The 17,709-nt window shown below is 72.6% G+C and carries 12 protein-coding genes; all 12 read right to left on the minus strand.

Going from position 1 to position 17,709, the window contains the following annotated elements; genetic code table 11:
• Positions 1-137 precede the first annotated feature (137 nt).
• The 12 genes from ACG83_RS45245 to infB all read right to left on the minus strand — a co-directional run bounded on the left by ACG83_RS45245 (position 138) and on the right by infB (position 17,684).
• Positions 138-2,903 carry a hypothetical protein gene (locus ACG83_RS45245; RefSeq protein ID WP_054565442.1) on the minus strand — a complete coding sequence of 922 codons (2,766 nt, stop codon included), beginning with the start codon at positions 2,901-2,903 and terminating at the stop codon, positions 138-140.
• 40 nt (positions 2,904-2,943) lie between these two features.
• On the minus strand, positions 2,944-4,779 hold the full coding sequence (locus tag ACG83_RS05365; protein WP_054564969.1) for an Hsp70 family protein: 1,836 nt from the start codon (positions 4,777-4,779) through the stop codon (positions 2,944-2,946).
• 80 nt (positions 4,780-4,859) lie between these two features.
• The gene (dapB, locus tag ACG83_RS05370) at positions 4,860-5,603 is read right to left on the minus strand and encodes a 4-hydroxy-tetrahydrodipicolinate reductase (protein ID WP_054564970.1); all 744 of its coding nucleotides are present in this window, start codon (positions 5,601-5,603) and stop codon (positions 4,860-4,862) included.
• 57 nt (positions 5,604-5,660) lie between these two features.
• On the minus strand, positions 5,661-7,064 hold the full coding sequence (locus ACG83_RS05375) for a pitrilysin family protein (protein ID WP_054564971.1): 1,404 nt from the start codon (positions 7,062-7,064) through the stop codon (positions 5,661-5,663).
• 44 nt (positions 7,065-7,108) lie between these two features.
• Positions 7,109-9,298, minus strand: coding sequence for a polyribonucleotide nucleotidyltransferase (locus tag ACG83_RS05380; RefSeq protein WP_054564972.1), 2,190 nt, complete (start codon positions 9,296-9,298; stop codon positions 7,109-7,111).
• A 255-nt stretch (positions 9,299-9,553) separates the two neighbouring features.
• On the minus strand, positions 9,554-9,823 hold the full coding sequence (gene rpsO, locus ACG83_RS05385; RefSeq protein WP_006543548.1) for a 30S ribosomal protein S15: 270 nt from the start codon (positions 9,821-9,823) through the stop codon (positions 9,554-9,556).
• A 485-nt stretch (positions 9,824-10,308) separates the two neighbouring features.
• Positions 10,309-11,238 carry a bifunctional riboflavin kinase/FAD synthetase gene (locus ACG83_RS05390; protein WP_054564973.1) on the minus strand — a complete coding sequence of 310 codons (930 nt, stop codon included), beginning with the start codon at positions 11,236-11,238 and terminating at the stop codon, positions 10,309-10,311.
• A 118-nt stretch (positions 11,239-11,356) separates the two neighbouring features.
• Positions 11,357-12,292 carry a tRNA pseudouridine(55) synthase TruB gene (gene truB, locus ACG83_RS05395; RefSeq protein ID WP_054564974.1) on the minus strand — a complete coding sequence of 312 codons (936 nt, stop codon included), beginning with the start codon at positions 12,290-12,292 and terminating at the stop codon, positions 11,357-11,359.
• Entirely contained in the window at positions 12,289-13,410 is a 1,122-nt protein-coding gene (locus ACG83_RS05400) for a bifunctional oligoribonuclease/PAP phosphatase NrnA (RefSeq protein ID WP_054564975.1), read from the minus strand. The genes truB and ACG83_RS05400 overlap by 4 nt, the downstream gene beginning before the upstream one ends.
• Positions 13,407-13,976 (minus strand): 30S ribosome-binding factor RbfA, encoded by a 570-nt coding sequence (gene rbfA, locus ACG83_RS05405; protein ID WP_054564976.1) that lies wholly within the window; start codon positions 13,974-13,976, stop codon positions 13,407-13,409. The genes ACG83_RS05400 and rbfA overlap by 4 nt, the downstream gene beginning before the upstream one ends.
• A gap of 178 nt (positions 13,977-14,154) precedes the next feature.
• Positions 14,155-14,484, minus strand: coding sequence for a DUF503 domain-containing protein (locus ACG83_RS05410; RefSeq protein ID WP_006543553.1), 330 nt, complete (start codon positions 14,482-14,484; stop codon positions 14,155-14,157).
• An 83-nt stretch (positions 14,485-14,567) separates the two neighbouring features.
• On the minus strand, positions 14,568-17,684 hold the full coding sequence (infB, locus tag ACG83_RS05415) for a translation initiation factor IF-2 (protein WP_054564977.1): 3,117 nt from the start codon (positions 17,682-17,684) through the stop codon (positions 14,568-14,570).
• Between the last annotated feature and the right edge of the window lie 25 nt (positions 17,685-17,709).

Below are 17,709 nucleotides of genomic sequence, written 5' to 3' on the forward strand. Positions count from 1 at the left end.
CTTTCTCGACACTGCTGGCACGCGATCTCTTCGCGCGCTCATCGGACCCTGGAAGCGCGGCGATCACCGATGTCGAGAAAAGAAGAACACGATCCCAACCTTACAGCGGCACCGGTCGGTACCAGCCGGTGCGGGCGTCAGCCAGCCCCGCTCCCGCTCCCGCTCCCGCTCCCGCTGCCGCTGCCGGCCCCGACGACGCCGCCAGCCGGGGCTGTCCGCACCGCGACGGCGGAACCCGGCCCGACGACGGTCAGGCCGCCGCTCGCATCGATCAGGACACGGCCGGCCGCGGCGCCCGCGACCACCAGCTCACCGCGCTCCCGCACGCAGGCGAACAGGGCGACATGCAGTGGACGGACGTCCGGCGGCAGGAAGCCGCCATCGATGTCATACCGGGTGTTGGTGATCTTGCGCGTGGTGGCGCCCAGTTCCTGCGCGCCGGCGGGCGGGAGGTCCGCACGGGCGGTGACCATCATCTCGGTGCACCCGGCCGGCCAGGTCCAGCACAACCGGCCGCCCTCCATTCGCAGGTCGGAGGCCGGGCCGATCTCGTCGGCCGCTGTGCGCGGTCCCGGCGGTGGCACCTCGAACACGGCGGCGCCGGCCTTTCCGCCGTCGGGCGGTGCGCCATCAACCGACCCCTGCGCGGAACCGCCGGTCTCGCTCCGGAGCTGCTCTGCCGCGCCCGGCCCTGCAGCGCCCGACCCTGCAGCGCCCGCGTCGGCCGTGCCCGCGTCGGCCGGAGCGGCGGTGCCGGCCGCGTCGGCGGTGCCGGCGGTGCCGGCCGCGTCGGCGGTGCCGGCGGTGCCGGCGGGGTCGGCGGGGTCGGGCCATCTCGCGGGCTTCGACCACACTCCGCCGATGCCGGCGATCACCTCGTATTCAGGGATCGACGAACCGCGGAACACCCCGCCGTCCTCGATGACAGTGGCCGGCGTGACGCCCACCGCCCGAGCCTTCCCGTCCGCCGTGATCCGGCGGATGCGATAACTGACATCACCAGGAGTTACTGTCCGCCGCCAGCTGATGACCACGGAGGACCCGTCCCACCTAGCGGCCACGCCGGTCGGCGGTTCGACCGACGCCGGCTCGGCAGGTGGCGTTTCGGCGGGCCGTGGTTGTGCCGACAGCGGTTGCACCGGCAGCGGTTCCGCCGATGGCTGTTCGGTGGACGGCTGTTCGGTGGACGGCTGTCGGGTGGATGGCTGTCGGGTGGATGGCGCCGGGCCGGTGGATGTCTCTGCTCGCGAGCCCGCGGTCGACGACCCGGTTCCACCGCTCTGGGCGCCCGGGCCGGCGGCGCCGGCCGCGGGTTCGGCCAGCAGGGCGAGTGCCTCTTCGTGGTCCGCTACCAGGGCCACCGCCGCCCGGACCAGCCGGACCCGGTCCGGGCCGACCGACGTCCGCGCCCGGCGGACGAGCTCGTCCGCCTGGGCACACTGGTCGAGCGCCAGCGCCCGCACCTCCTCGAGCAGCCGCCCACCGGGGCCTGGCACGTCGGCGGCGAGGCGGGCAAGGGCCTCGACGAGGCCCAGCGCCGCGCGGTGACGGTTCGCGGTGAGCTCGGCGATGATGGCCTGCCAGCGCTCACCGGCGTCCCGGATCACCCGCTCGACCTCGTCGTCGAGCGCCCTGATCGGTGGCAGCGTCTCGCCTGCGAGCTCCCGGGCCCGGGCGATCTCACCGCTGGCCGCGATCGGCCGCCCCGCCCGCAGCTCGGCGCGGGCACGCGACAGCAGGGCCTGCCAGTCGCTGGCCCGGGCCGGCACCGGTCGGGAGGCTGGCCGGTCGCGCGTGGGCGCGTCACTGCCGGTGGTCTCGGCCGCTCCCGCGGAGCCACCCGTGGCCGGCCCACCGCCCGTCCACCCACCTTGCGCGGCACCGCTTCCCGGACGCGACGGGCGCGACGGGCTCGTCAGGCGCCCGGTCTCCGGTGGCTCCACGCCGTGCTCGCGGGCGAGATCCGCGACGACCGCGCGAGCCCGGCCCTGGTCGAGGCCCTCGGCGACGGCCTGGGCGACGAGCTCGGCCGCGGCCGTGGCGAGCAGGCGGTCCTCGATCAGCACGGCGGTGGCCACCCGCGGCCGCAGCACCGCCTTGACCGGCTCGACCAGGGCGTCGAGATAGGCCTCGGGGTCGCCGTCGACGAGCAGCGCCCGCGCCGCCGTGAGCAGGTCGTCCAGCAGTGCGCGGCGCCGGTCCGGCCGACGCTCGCGGTTGCGCGCCGCGGCGGCGTCGCGGACGGCGCGGATCTCCTCCCGGCTGCTTTCCGGCGTGACCCCGAGCAGGTCGAAGAGGCTTCGTGGCGGGGTGGTTCCGACGATCCGGCCAAGCTCGTCAAGATCGGCGCGCACCTGGCGTATCACCTCGGCCGACACCGGCCGGCGGGCCGACGTGGCCGTGGCTCGTTCCGCCGTGCCGGCGGGGAGCCGCCGATGCCGGCGAATGCGCAGCTCGAACGCCGCGTCGTCGATGCCATGCGTGGCTGCCAGCGCACGCAGCCCGGCGATCTTGTCCTCGGGCAGGCCGCCGAAGCGGCTCACCAGCCGGCGAACGGCGGCGTCGAGCTCGGCGAAGCGCTCGCCGTCCCGGGCAGTGCGGGCGGCGGTGACCCGTCCGGCGAGCTCCGTGCGGGCGGCCGTCGTGCGCAGCGCCGCGGACAGTTCACCGTGCAGGCCCAGCAGCGCGATGATCACACCGCGGTAGCGGGGATGGTCCCGGCTGCGCTGCCAGAACGCCCAGACCTCGTCGATGCGTGCCCGGACCTCGGCGTCGCCGAGCCGGGCGGCCTCCTCGATCGGGATGTCGTAGATCTCGAACGGGTCGCTCTGCTCGGCACCGCCGCGGGCGTGGACCGCGGCGAGCACCCGGCTCCGGTAGTCGTTCGAGTCGAAGGGCAGCACCGCGGACTCCCTGTTGAAGACGTGACGCTCTGACGGCGGCTTACGGCCAGCCCGGCGACCCGCCGAGCCCGCCGAGCCCGCCGGAGTCCCCGTCCTGCGGCTTCTTGCGCAGCGGGTCCGGACCACCGGTGGCGGGCCGGTCCAGGCCCCGCTCCCGGCGGGCACGCGCGACCTGCTCACGCTCGCGGGCGACGTCCGCCTGGCTGAGCGCGGCCGAGGTCTCGATGCGGACGGTCAACGGCTGGTCGGCGAGCCCTTCGTGCCGGGCGGTCACCTCCAGGATGCCGTCGAAGCCCATGCGGAACATGATTTCAATCTGGGTTCCGGCAGGATAGCCCGGCGGAATCCCGATGATCTCCGCATTTGTGATGATCTTGTTGTCCTCGATCCGGGTGGATTCCACTCCGCCGGCCTGCTCGACGACATGCACCATCACCGCGTCCTGATCATCGCGGACGGTGCCGAACAGCCGGCGAACGGCAACCGGCAGCCGGTCGTTGCGGTGCACGAGGAAGACCGCGCGCTGGTCACCGAACCGGTCCAGCGCCAGCACCCCGAAGCCCCGCGACACCACGTTGACGACCTGGACCTCGACCGTCCGCCGGACCCGGTCGGCGGGCAGGCCGAGCGCGTCGGCCAGCCGGCGGCAGGCGGCGTCCAGGTCGGCTGGCGCCGCGGTGTCCACCGAGGCCCCGTCGACCAGCTGGCCGCGGGTCACCAGATCGGCGGCGACCAGACGCTCCATCGCCTTCTTCTGGCCGTAGATGGCGGCACCGCGGGCGACGGCCAGGTCGGGATCGGTGAGCTCCACCGGCACGGACAGCTCCGCGGCCAGGCGACGGGCGACGCCCGGCATCCGCGATGCCCCGCCGACGAGCAGGACCCGGTCCACACCGCGGACCCCCCGCTCACGGGCGGCGTCGATCGCCGACCGGGTCAGCGCGAGGGTGCGGTCGAGCAGGCCGGCGGTCAGGCTCTCCATCTCGTCCCGGGTGAGGGTGACGTCCAGCGACCTGCCGCCGTGGCTGACCGTGACCACGGTCGACTCGGCCTCCGTCAGCTCCCGGCGGGCACGCTCGGCGGCGAGTGACAGCTCCTGGGCCGCCTCACCGTTGTCCAGCGGGTCGTCGGCCTCGGGGTGGGCCGCCAGGAAACGGTCGGAGAGGAAGAGGACGATCTTCTCGTCCCAGTCCGCCCCGCCGAGCTGATGATCACCGTCGGTGGCGACGACGGAGACCCTGCGGTCGGCGAGCTCGACGATGGTCACGTCGAAGGTCCCGCCGCCGAGGTCGTAGACGAGGGCCACCTCCTCGGCGAGCGCCCCCGGCCCGGCGAGTGTCCGCCGGCCCGCGACCTCGAAACGGGCGAACCCGTACGACAGCGCGGCGGCCGTCGGCTCGTTGATGACATCCACGACGTTCAGGCCGGCGTACTCCCCAGCCAGCACCGTCGCCCTGCGCTCCTCGTCACCGAAGTAGGCGGGGACGGTGATGACCACATCACGGACCGGCTCGCCGACGGTCAGGCCGGCATCCGAGACCAGTGCCTTGAGGATCAGCCCGCTCACCGCGGGCGCCGACCACGCGGCCCCGTGCGTCACGAAACGCCAGTCACGGTCGCCCATCCGGCGCTTGACGAGCGAACAGACGTCATCGGGGCGGGCCCGGGCGAGCCGCCGGGCGGTCTCCCCGGTGATGTAGTCGTTCTGACCGACGAAGAGGACCACGCTGGGCAGCGTGGACGACCCGTCCATCAGCGGCACGACCTCGGGATCGCCGGAGCTCGCGACGGTCGCCAGGCAGCTGAAGGTCGTCCCCAGGTCAATACCGAAAACGGTTCCGGCGTTCGCCGCCCGGCCACCTGTATGTCGCGCCACACCCGAAACTTATCCATCCGTACCGGGTCGGGCAGAGAGCGGACTGGGTGACGGCTTCGCGACACCCACGCCCGTACCGGTCAGCCGAGGTCCAGCAGGGCCTCCAGGCCCACCGTGAGACCCAGGTGATCGGCGACGTGGCGCACCGCGAGCAGCACACCCGGCATGAACGAGGCCCGGTCCAACGAGTCGTGCCGGATGGTCAGGGTCTCCCCGGAACCACCGAGCAGGACCTCCTGATGCGCGACGAGCCCGCCGAGCCGGACCGCGTGGACCGGGACGCCGGCGACCCGGGTACCACGGGCCCCGTCGAGGGCCGAGGTCGTCGCGTCCGGCCCCGCCGGGTCCTGCCCGGCCGCGCGCCGGGCGGCCGAGACGAGCTCGGCGGTGCGGCGCGCCGTCCCGCTGGGCGCGTCGGCCTTGCCGGGATGATGCAGCTCGACGATCTCCACGGACTCGAAGTAGGGCGCCGCCCGGGCCGCGAAGAGCATCATCAGAACGGCGGCGATACCGAAGTTCGGGGCCACGAAAACCCCGACCGACGGATCGGGGCCCAGCCAGCCGCGCACGGTGGCGAGGCGGTCGTCGTCGAAGCCGGTCGTGCCGACCACCGAGTGGACGCCGTTCTCCACCGCCCACCGCAGGTTGTCCATCACCGCGTCGGGGTGGGTGAAGTCGACCAGCACGTCGGCCTTCGCGAGCCCGGAACGGTCGTCACCGGCGTCGATCTCGGCGACCAGCTCCAGATCGGGAGCCTCGCGAACAGCCCGGCACACCTCGGCACCCATCCGGCCCCGGGATCCGAGCACACCGACAGCGATCACTTCATGCCCCTCATGTGTCCTGCAGGCACCAGGTGTCCTGCACGCGCCACGCCGTGGTCAGCGGGCGACGGCGGCGCTGAAATCGTGGTCGTCGAACGGGCCGATGACGCCCAGCGCCCACGGCTGGTCCACCAGCTCGCCCGCGAGCGCCCGCACGTCGTCCAGGGTGACAGCCTCGACCCGGGCGAGCACCTCGTCCACCGACAGCAGCTCGCCGTGCACCAGCTCGCTCTTGCCCAGCCGGCTCATCCGCGACCCGGTGTCCTCCAGGTTGAGCACGAGGCCCCCGCGGTTCTGGCCCCGGGCGCGGTCGAGCTCCTCCTGGGTGATGCCGTGCTCGGCGATCTGGTGCACCTGCTCGCGGCAGATCTCCAGCACGTTGTCGGCCCGGCCCGGTGTGCAGCCCGCGTAGACCCCGAACAGGCCCGCGTCGGCGAACTGGTTGTCGAACGAGTAGACCGAGTACGCCAGGCCCCGCTTCTCCCGGACCTCCTGGAACAGCCGCGAGCTCATGCCGCCCCCGAGCGCCGTCGACAGCACCCCGAGCGCGTAGCGCCGCGGATCGTGCCGGGACAGACCGACCGTGCCGAGCACGACATGCGCCTGCTCGGTGGGCCGCCGGTCCACGACGATGCCCGGCGGCGGCGGGAAGGGATACTGGCCGCGGCGGACGTCCTGCGGCCGCGCGGACCCGCCGAGGTGGTCGGAGAACGCCCGGACCACCCGGTCCAGGGCCCGGTCGTGCTCGAGGTTCCCGGCGATCGAGATCACGAGCGACGGCGGGGCGTAGCGCTCCCGGTAGTAGTCGAAGATCGTCTCCCGGCCGAGGGCCCCGATCGTGTCGACCGTGCCCAGCACCGGCCGGCCCAGCACCGAGGACCCGAGGACCGCGTCGGCGAAGACGTCGTGGACGACGTCGCCGGGATCGTCCTCGTGCATGGCGATCTCCTCGAGGATCACGCCACGCTCGGCCTCGACGTCGTCCGCGGTCACCAGCGAGTTGGCGACCATGTCACAGACGACGTCGACGGCGAGGTCCAGGTCCGAGTCGAGGACCCGGGCGTAGTAGCAGGTGTACTCCTTCGCCGTGAACGCGTTCAGGTCGCCGCCGACCGCCTCGATGGCAGCGCTGATCGACAGTGCGTCCCGGCTCGGGGTGCCCTTGAAGAGCAGGTGCTCCAGGTAGTGCGAGCAGCCGCCGGTCAGCGGGGTCTCGTCGCGGGAGCCGACCCCCACCCAGACGCCGATGGCCACGGACCGGACACCGGGCACCTTCTCGGTGATGACCCGCAGGCCGCCGGGCAGCACCGTGCGGCGCACGGTGCCGGCCAGCAGCTCCTCGGGCCCGGATCCGGCGGCGAGCAGTTCGGCGACACGGACCGGCGACGGGGCGGAGGTGACCTCCGACCCGCGCGGAGCCGGCGTGCGCTCGTCGGACGTGGACAGATCCGTCTCCGTCACAACACTCCTGTCAGGAGGAGGACCCCCGCGGACACAGGGGTGACTCAGGATTCGGCGGCAACCGCGTCAACGGCCTCCGCGCCAGGCGCCAGGCTGATCTTGCCCCGGGCATCGATCTCCGTGATCTCCACCTGCAGCTTCTGGCCGACCGACAGCACGTCCTCGACCTTCTCCACCCGCTTGCCGCCCGCGAGCTGCTTGAGCTTGCTGACGTGCAGCAGGCCGTCCTTGCCCGGCGTCAGCGAGACGAAGGCACCGAAGTTGGTGATCTTCACGATGGTACCGAGGTAACGCTCGCCGACCTCGGGCATCTGCGGGTTGGCGATCGCGTTGATCGCCGAACGGGCGGTCTCGGCGGACGTCCCGTCGGCGGCGCCGATGTAGATCGTGCCGTCGTCCTCGACCGTGATCTCGGCGCCGGAGTCCGCCTGGATCTGGTTGATCATCTTGCCCTTGGGCCCGATGACCTCACCGATCTTGTCGACCGGGATCTTCACCGAGATGACCCGCGGCGCGTGCGTGGACATCTCGTCCGGCGCGCCGATGGCCTCGGCCATCACCTCCAGGATCGTCAGGCGGGCCGCCCGCGCCTGCTGCAGCGCACCGGCCAGCACCGAGGCGGGGATGCCGTCGAGCTTGGTGTCGAGCTGCAGCGCCGTCACGAAGTCACGGGTGCCGGCGACCTTGAAGTCCATGTCACCGAAGGCGTCCTCGGCTCCGAGGATGTCGGTCAGGGTGACGAACGTGTCGCCCTCCTGGATCAGCCCCATCGCGATGCCGGCCACCGGCGCCTTGAGCGGCACACCGGCGTTCAGCAGCGACAGCGTGCTGGCACACACCGAGCCCATGCTGGTCGAGCCGTTGGAGCCCAGCGCCTCGGAGACCTGGCGGATCGCGTAGGGGAACTCCTCGCGGTCCGGCAGCACCGGCAGCAGGGCCCGCTCGGCGAGCGCGCCGTGGCCGATCTCGCGCCGCTTCGGCGAGCCCACCCGGCCCGTCTCACCGGTGGAGTACGGCGGGAAGTTGTAGTTGTGCATGTACCGCTTGGTGCGCTCCGGGTTGAGCGTGTCGACGGTCTGCTCCATCCGGAGCATCGCCAGCGTGGTGACGCCGAGGATCTGCGTCTCGCCCCGCTCGAACAGGGCCGAGCCGTGCACCCGCGGAATGTAGTCGACCTCGGCCGACAGCTCTCGGATCTCGGTGGTGGAACGGCCGTCGATGCGCACGCCGTCCGCGACGATCCGGGAACGGACCAGCTTCTTGGTCAGCGCCCGGTAGGCCGGGCCAATCTCCTTGTCGCGCCCCTCGAACTGGCCGGAGACCTTCTCCACGGCCAGCACGCGGACCCGCTCCAGCTCCGCCTCACGCTCGGCCTTGCCGGCGATGCGCAGCGCCGCCGCCAGCTCCTCGCCGACCGCCGCCGTCAGCGACTCCAGCACGTCGGAGTGGTAGTCGACGAACAGGGGGAAGTCGCGCTGCGGCTTGGCCGTGCCGGCCGCCAGCTCGCTCTGGGCCCGGCACAGCTCGCGGATCGCCGGCTTCGCGGCCTCCAGACCGGCCGCGACGACCTCCTCGGTCGGCGCGGGCGAACCGCCCGCGAGCAGGCCCACCGTTCCCGGCGTGGCCTCCGCCTCGACCATCATGATCGCGACGTCGGAGCCGTCCTCCAGCACCCGGCCGGCCACGACCATGTCGAACGTCGCGCGCTCGAGCTCGGCGTGGGTCGGGAAGGCGATCCACTCACCGTCGACGAAACCGACCCGGGTCGCCCCGATCGGGCCGCTGAACGGCAGCCCCGCCAGCATCGTGGACGCGCTCGCCGCGTTGATCGCGACGACGTCGTAGAGGGTCTCCGGGTCCAGCGCCAGCACCGTCGCGACGACCTGGATCTCGTTACGCAGCCCCTTGGCGAACGAGGGCCGCAGCGGCCGGTCGATGAGCCGGCAGGTGAGGATCGCGTCCTCGCTGGGGCGGCCCTCCCGGCGGAAGAAGGAACCGGGGATGCGCCCCGCCGCGTACATCCGCTCCTCGACGTCAACCGTGAGCGGGAAGAAGTCCAGCTGCTCCTTCGGCGACCGACTCACCGTCGTCGCCGAGAGGACCATGGTGTCGCCCAGGTAGGCGACCACCGAACCGGCCGCCTGCCGGGCCAGCCGGCCGGTCTCGAACCGCACCGTGCGGGGCCCGGCCGGCGTCGTGATGACCGCCTCGGCCGCCTGTGTCGAGTCGTCCACTCGATACTCCATCCTCTTCGTGGGCCGTGCCCGCGCCATCGAGGATGCCGGTGCTCAGTCGAAGTCTCCCGGGCCCGGCACCGCTACCGCTGGCACCGCTCGGGCGGCCACGACCGAGGACCGGCGACTCATGCCGCGCGGACCCGGTCAGGTCCTGCGGCCGCCGGGCGGCCCGATCGCCGCCGGCGGCCCGACGCCCCGGTACCTACCCCGGATGCGCCGGAGGGAGCGCCACCGGGCGCTCCCTCTTGTTTGCTATCGACGCAGACCGAGTCGCTCGATCAGTGCGCGATAGCGGTTGATGTCCGTCTTCGCCAGGTAGTTCAGCAGGCGGCGCCGGCGCCCGACGAGCAGCAGCAGCCCGCGTCGACTGTGGTGGTCGTGCTTGTGGACCTTCAGGTGCTCGGTCAGGTCACTGATGCGACGGGTCAGCATCGCCACCTGGACCTCGGGCGAACCCGTGTCCCGTTCGACCGTGGCGTAGTCCGACATGATCTTCTGCTTGACGTCGCTTGAGAGCGGCACGCTCCACCTCGTTCCTCGTCTGGGACGGCGCGCGCCCGGGGTCTTCTGCACCCGAGCCTCCTGCCGGTGTAGGCCTGGCGAACCGTCGCCCCACGCCCACCGACCCCCGGGGCCATCGGCACCACACCGAACCCGCCCCTACGATCGCCGGACCTCGACGACAGCTGAGCGCCATCAGCCACGCTGCGCACCACCACCTGCACCCGGCCCCACCCTCGGTGTCTCCACCGCAGTGTCTCCACCGCAGGGCTCCCCCGCAGTGGACCGGGCACCACCAGGTGCACCACGCAAAACAAGCTGTGAACCATCAGCAACCGCCGCGAGCCAACCATTCGGCACGCCGTCACCGGACACACCGCTCCCGCTTGAAGGGCAAGCCTATCAACCCCTGGCGGGCCGCCCGGACACCGACCGAGCGCTTTCCGTCGTCGACGCGGACCCGCGGCCTCCTCGATCGGGGACCGTGCGACGGAAAAGCCTCACTGTCAGACGGGCAGGGTGGCCGACCGGGTCGCGTCCACATCTCGCCCCATCTGCTCGACAAGCTCGTCGACGGAGTCGAACCGCAGAGTGGGACGCAACCTGCGGGTGAACTCGTAGGTCATGTACTCGCCATAAAGGTCGCCGTCGAAGTCCAGCAGGAACGCCTCGACCCGGCGGTCCCGCCCCTCGAACGTCGGGTTCGTCCCGATCGAGATCGCGGCGGCCCGGCGCTGGTCGGACCAGCTCGCGAAACCGGCGTAGACGCCGTCGTCAGGAATCGCGGACCACGGCGCGCACTGCAGGTTCGCCGTCGGGTAGCCGATCGTCCTGCCGCGCGCGTCACCGTGCACGACGACGCCCTCCACCCGGTGCGGCCGCCCCAGCGCCGCCGCGGCGCCCTCGACGTCCCCAGCGGCCACCCGCCGCCGGATCTCGGTCGAGGAGAGCACCTTCTCGTCCGCGCGGACGAGCCCGATGCCCTCCACCTCGAAGCCCTCCGCCTGCCCGTCGCGAGCCAGGCTCTCCACATTGCCGAGCGCCCGGTGGCCGTACGTGAAGTTCTCCCCCACCACCACGGCGGTCGCGCGCAGCCGCCCCACCAGAACCTGGCGGACGAACTCCTCCGCCGGGATCCGGCTGAACTCCAGCGTGAACGGGGCGACGCACAGCGCGTCGACGCCGATCGCGGCCAGCAGCTCCGCCTTGTACCGCAGCGTGGTCAGCTGGGCGGGATGGGTGCCGGGACGGAGAACCTCCGCCGGGTGCGGGTCGAAGGTCAGCACCGTCGACCGTTGCCCGCGCTGGCGCGCGAGCTCGACCGCCCTGCCCACGATCCGGCGGTGCCCCAGGTGAACACCGTCGAAGAAGCCAATGGTGACGACTCCCCCCGGCCAGTCCTGGGGGGTGTTCTCCACTCCGCGCCAACGTCGCACCTGCCGAAGCCTAGGGCATCGCGAGTCGATCTTCGATCGCCGTTCGGGGCAACGGGGTGACCACGGCGGCGGCCATCGGGGACCGTGCCGACGGGCCGTTGCGCGCCGAGTCGAACGCCTACGCCGGCGCGAACACGACGACGGGCCGGGCTGTTTCGTCTCGATCCTCGAACAACGCCAGGACCGCACCGTCCGGCCCGAAGACGCCATACGGGCCGGAACGACCTAGCGCAGGCAACCATCGACCGTGAGCGACATCACGCGCCTGATCGAGATCGACATCGCGGCGTGGGAACGCCGCCGCGACCGCCGCTCCCAGTGGGACGACCGCCGCGGGACCCCGCTCGGCCAGTTCGTCGAGGCCGACCGCGGCCGCCAGGCCGAACGGCCCGACCTCGCTGCGGCGCAGCGCCGTGAGGTGGCCGCCGCAGCCGAGCGCGGCGCCCAGATCACGCGCGAGAGCACGAATGTAGGTGCCGCTCGAACAGGCCACGACGACGTCCAGGTCGGTCCCACGACGGGCCAGCAGCTCGAAACGGCTCACGGTGACCCGCCGAGCCGCCAGCACCACGTCCTCGCCGGCCCTGACCCGCGCGTAGGCCCGTACACCGTTGACCTTCACCGCGCTGACGCTGGACGGAACCTGGTCGATCACACCGGTCAGCGCCGCCATCCCGGCCGCGAGCTCGCCCGCGCCGACCTCGACCGGCCGGTCGGCGACCGGCTCGCCCTCGGCGTCGTCCGTCGTGGTGGTCCGCCCGAGCCTGATCGTGGCCTCGTAGACCTTCGCCGTCAGGGCCAGATGGCCGAGCAGCCTGGTACCGCGCCCGACGCCCAGCACGAGCACACCGGTCGCCATCGGATCAAGAGTCCCGGCGTGGCCGATACGCCGGGTCCGCAGCAGGCGCCGACAGCGGGCGACGACGTCGTGCGACGTCCAGCCGGCCGGCTTGTCGACGACGACGAGCCCGTCCGGAGTCGCCGGAGTGGCCGGCGCGGGCGGCGTTGGCGGCGCGGGCGGCGTTGGCGGTGCGGGCGGTGGCGTGTCGCTCACCGGCTCAGCCGCGGGGCGTGGACGAGCTCCTCGCGGAACCGGTCCATCGTGGCCGCCAACGACTCCGAGGACGAGACCCCGGCGGCGAAGCGATGCCCGCCGCCGCCGAGCGTGGTGCACAACGCACCGACGTCCACCGCGCCCTTGGAGCGCACCGACAGCTTCCAGATCCCGCCGTCCTGCTTGCACACGAGCGCGACCTCGGCCTCCGACACCGTACGCACGGTATCGATCACGGCCTCGATCTCGTCGTAACCGATCCCGGCCAGGCGCAGATCGGACTCGGTGCACCAGGTCCAGATGAGATCGAGCTCCGGCTCGAGCCGCGCCCGTTCCAGGGTCTGGCCCAACAGTTTGAGATAGCCGAACCGGTGGGTGTCCCACAGCGTGCGGCAGATCTGGTCGTGGCGGATCCCGGTGGCAAGCAGCCGGGCAGCCAGCTCGTGGACCGCGGGCGTCGTCGCCGCGAAGCGGAACGAGCCGGTGTCCGTGACGAGGCCCGTGTAGACCGCCGCGGCGATGTCCCGGTCGAGCTCCGCCCCGAGCGCGTCGATGATCCGGGTGACCAGGACGCTGGTCGACGCCGCCTCCGGATCGACGAAGTTGACCTCTCCGAAGAGGGTGTTCGAGGCGTGATGGTCCACGACGAGGGACCGTGCGCCGGCGAGCCGTCGCGACAGCCGGCCCAGCCGCTCCTCGCTGCCGACGTCCAGGGTCACCACCAGTGCCGCGGCGGTGCCGAGGCTGTCGAGGTCGCCCGGCGCGACGAGCAGATCCTGACCGGGAAGGAAACGCAGCGTACGAGGGACGACGAACGGCTCCGCGTCGAACGAGACCCGCGGTCGTGCGCCCAGGCGGCGCAACGCCAGGCCCAGCGCGATGGCCGACCCGAGGCTGTCACCGTCCGGGTTGACATGCGCCAGCAACAGCACCGGCGCACCCGTGTCCGCGGCCGAGCGCAATGCCCGGACCGCCGCGCCGAAGGCCTCGCCGGCGCCGACCGCGCCAGCACCGGCACCGGCAGCAGCGGTCGCACCGACAGTGGCAGCGGCACCAGTGCGGTCCGTGTCCCCGGTACCAGCGCCCATCGGGCCCGTTCCCGCGGACATGACGGTCATGACGCCGACTCCCGGCGCACGGCCTCGCGGTCCTCCCCGGCGACCTCGTCGAAGCCGACGACGGCGTTCCCGGCATCGTCCTCGTCCAGCCCGTCCGCGAAGGTGTCGGCATCAGCGCCGGCGTCGGCGAGGTCGAGATCGTCGATCTCACGGGGCCGGCGGTAGGGGTCCGGCTCACCCGCGGGCTGGGCGTCCTGCCGGGCCAGGGCCAGCTCCGCGTCGCGCCGGCGCGCCACGGAGAGCAGGTCCTCCAGATGCCGCGCGTCGTCCGGCAGCCGGTCGTGCACGAACGTCAACGTCGGGGTGACCTTGACGCCGGTCGCCCGACCGACCTGGCTGCGCAGCATGCCCTTGGCCGACTCCAGCGCCGCGGCCGAGGCCTGCCGGGCCTCGTCGTCGCCGTAGACCGTATAGAAGATCGTCGCGTCCACCAGGTCCGGCGTCACCCGGGCGTCCGTGATGGTCACCATCCCGAGACGGGGGTCCTTGACACCGCGCTCCAGCGTGGACGCGACCACCTCACGGATGCGTACCGCCAATCGACGCGCACGAGCCGGATCAGCCACCGTCCACCTCCCTCACTCACCCGGTCGACCTGGGCGGCGGACACCACGGTGCCCGGCCTGACCACGGTCGACACCCACCATTTCCTACCTACCCCGGGTCACTGCCTACTCGGCTGCTCCGGGCAGGCGGACCGCGGCGGAGATGCGCCAGCAGCCTGGATGACCGCCCGGAGGCGTCCTAGGACAGGGCTGTCTCCGAGCAGGTCATGCCGTCGGCATCCTGATCGGACAGGTAGCGCACCCGCGCCGAGAGAATTTCCAGCTCAGGGCGCCCGGCCACCAGGTCCTCGCAGGCGCTGAGCACGTCCGCGCAGTGCGCCCGGTCCGCGGCCACGACGGCGACCCCGATCTCGACTCGACGGTGCAGATCGTGGCTCCCGGTCTCCGCGACGCTGACGACGAACCGCCGGCGAAGCTCCGCGACGACCGGCCGAACCACCGACCGCTTCTCCTTCAGGGAATGCACGTCCCCGAGAAGGATGTCCAGTGTCAGACTCCCGATCCACATGATCTTTCCGCGACCTGTCGGGCGACGTCCCGGTGCCGGTCGAACCCGCGTATACGGGTTCGACCGGCACCGGCTTCGTCGGATCAGGTGCGGGGAACCTCCCGCTGCTCGAAGGTCTCGATCACGTCATCGATCTTGATGTCGTTGAACGACCCGAGACCGATACCGCACTCGTAGCCCTCGCGAACCTCGGTCGCGTCGTCCTTGAAGCGCTTGAGCGACTCGATGGTGAGGTTGTCCGCGACCACGACACCGTCCCGGATGAGCCGGGCCTTGGTGTTGCGGCGGATGATGCCGGAACGGACGAGCGAACCGGCGACGTTGCCCACCCGAGGAACGCGGAAGACCTCGCGCACCTCGGCGGTGCCGAGCTGAACCTCCTCGTACACCGGCTTGAGCATGCCCTTGAGGGCGTTCTCGATGTCCTCGATGGCCTGGTAGATCACCGAGTAGTAGCGGACCTCGACACCCTCGCGGTCGGCCAGCTCCGTCGCCTTGCCCTGCGGCCGGACGTTGAAGCCGATGATGACCGCTTCCGAGGCCGACGCCAGCATGACGTTGGTCTCGGTGATCGCACCGACACCGCGGTCGATGATCCGCAGGCCGACCTCGTCGCCGACATCGATCTTGAGCAGAGCGTCCTCGAGGGCTTCGACCGAACCCGACACATCGCCCTTGAGGATGAGGTTGAGCTGGGTCTTCTCGCCCTCCTTCATCCGCTCGAGGATCGACTCCAGCGTCGGGCGGCCACGGCTCAGCGCCAGCTCGGCGTTGCGCTCGCGGGCCTGCCTGCGCTCCGCGATCTGCCGGGCGACCCGGTCCTCGGGCACGACGAGGAAGTTGTCACCGGCGTCGGGAACGCTGGTGAAACCGAGCACCTGCACGGGCCGGGCCGGGCCGGCCTCCGCCACCTGGGCGCCGTTCTCGTCGAGCATCGCCCGGACGCGGCCGAAGGCCTCGCCGGCGACGACCGAGTCGCCGACCCGCAGGGTTCCGCGCTGGACCAGCACGGTCGCCACCGGGCCGCGCCCACGGTCGAGGCGACCTTCGATCGCCACACCCTGAGCCTCGGTACCGGTCGGCGCGCGCAGGTCGAGGGAGGCGTCAGCGGTCAGGACGACCGCCTCGAGCAGCTCGTCGATACCGGTCCGGTTACGGGCGGACACGTCGACGAACATCGTGTCGCCGCCGTACTCCTCCGCCACCAGGCCGTACTCGGTGAGCTGGCCGCGGACCTTCGCCGGGTCCGCGCCCTCCTTGTCGACCTTGTTCACCGCGACCACGACCGGCACGCCGGCCGCCTGGGCGTGGTTCAACGCCTCGATCGTCTGCGGCTTCACACCGTCATCCGCCGCCACCACGAGGACCACGATGTCGGTCACCTGCGCACCACGGGCACGCATCGCGGTGAAGGTCTCGTGACCCGGGGTGTCGATGAAGGTGATCGGACGCTCGTTGCCGTCGACGGTCGCCCGCACCTGGTAGGCACCGATGTGCTGGGTGATGCCGCCGGCCTCGCCGCCGACGACGTCCGTCGAGCGGACCGCGTCGAGCAGCTTGGTCTTTCCGTGGTCGACGTGACCCATGACCGTGACCACGGGGGGCCGGGCCGAGAGCTCGATGTCGTCGCCGTACTCGCCGCCGAAGGAGAGGTCGAAGCTCTCCAGGAGCTCCTTGTCCTCGTCCTCGGGGCTGACGATCTGCACGTCGTAGCCCAGCGTCACACCAAGCAGCTGCAGCGTCTCGTCCGTGCAGGACTGGGTCGCCGTGACCATCTCACCCAGCTGGGTGAAGACCACCTGGACCAGCGCACCGGGGTTCGCGTCGATCTTGTCCGCGAAGTCGGCGAGTGACGCACCGCGAGGAAGCCGGATCGCCTGGCCGTTGCCGCGCGGGACCATCGCCCCCATGCGCGGCGCCTCAAGCCCGCTCTCCCATTCCTGCCGCTTCGCGCGCTTGGACTTGCGCTGCCGGCCGGGACGCCCGCGACCGCCGGGACCGAAGGCACCGGCCGTCGTTCCGCCGCGGCCACGACCACCGGCAGCCGGACGCCCGCCGCCACCGGGACCGCCGCCGCCACCGGGACGACCGGGAGCACCGCCGCCACCGCCGCCGCCACCGGGACGACCGGGGGCGCCGCTACGGAAGCCGCCACCGCCGCCACCGGGACGCGGGCCACCGCCACCGCCACCGGGACGGCCGGGAGCACCGCCGCCACCGGGACGGCCGGGAGCACCGCCCGCCGGACGCGGCTGGAACATGTTCGAGTTCGGGCGCGGGCCGCCGGAGCCACCGGGACGCGGCGGCATCTGGTTCGGCGACGGACGCGGACCACCGGGACCACCGCCGGAGCCACCGGGACGCGGCGGCATCTGGTTCGGCGACGGACGCGGACCACCGGGACCACCCGGGCCGCCGGGGCGCGGGCCACCCGGGCGCGGGCCACCCGGGCGCGGAGCACCGGGACGCGGCGGCGCCGAGGGCGAACCGCCCTGGCCGGAGCCGGCACGCGGGCCTGCCGACGGAGTGGTGTACGGGTTGTTACCCGCACCCGCGGGCCGGGGACCGGGCCGCGGGCCAGGGCGAGGACCGCCACCCGCGCCGGGACCGCCGGGCCTCGGGCGAGGCTGAGCCGGGCCGGGCCGGGGACCGCCGGCCGTCGGGCCAGCCGGGCCCGGACGCGGCGCCGAAGCGCCGGGCGGGGTGGCTGGCGCGGACGGCGCGGCAGGCGCGGACGGCGCCGCAGGCGGGGCTGCTGACGCCGCGATGGGGCGGGGATGCTGGGGAAGCGGCGCGGACGGCGGGGCGACCGGCGGCTGCGCCACCGGGGGCTGCGCCGCGGGCGGCGTGGCCGCTGGCGCGGACGGCCTCGCGATGCCGGGCATCGGGCCAGGACGACCCGGAGCGCCCGGAGCGGGGCGACCGGCAGGGCCGGGCCGCGGGCCGGGACGACCGGGCATCGGACCCGGACGGGGCGGCGGGGTCGGCCGAGCGCCGTTACCAGGCCGCGGGCCGGGGCGTGCGGGCGAGGCGGAGCCTTCCGCGGGGAAGGCTTCCTTGAGCTTGCGGACTACGGGTGCCTCGACGGTGGACGAGGCGGACTTAACGAACTCGCCGAGATCCTTCAGTTTGGCGAGCACGGTCTTGCTGTCGACGCCGAGCTCTTTCGCGAGCTCATGTACGCGGGCCTTTCCTGCCACGGTGCTCCTTCGTTCGGCCCGCGGT

This window comes from Frankia sp. R43, from assembly GCF_001306465.1.
GTDB lineage: Bacteria > Actinomycetota > Actinomycetes > Frankiales > Frankiaceae > Parafrankia > Parafrankia irregularis.

What these genes read in the sequence shown, in the direction of transcription:
- ACG83_RS05400 (WP_054564975.1), bottom strand. Translation starts at nt 13,410, where the DNA reads ATGACCGTCATGTCCGCGGGAACGGGCCCGATGGGCGCTGGTACCGGG.
- ACG83_RS05410 (WP_006543553.1), bottom strand. Translation starts at nt 14,484, where the DNA reads ATGTGGATCGGGAGTCTGACACTGGACATCCTTCTCGGGGACGTGCAT.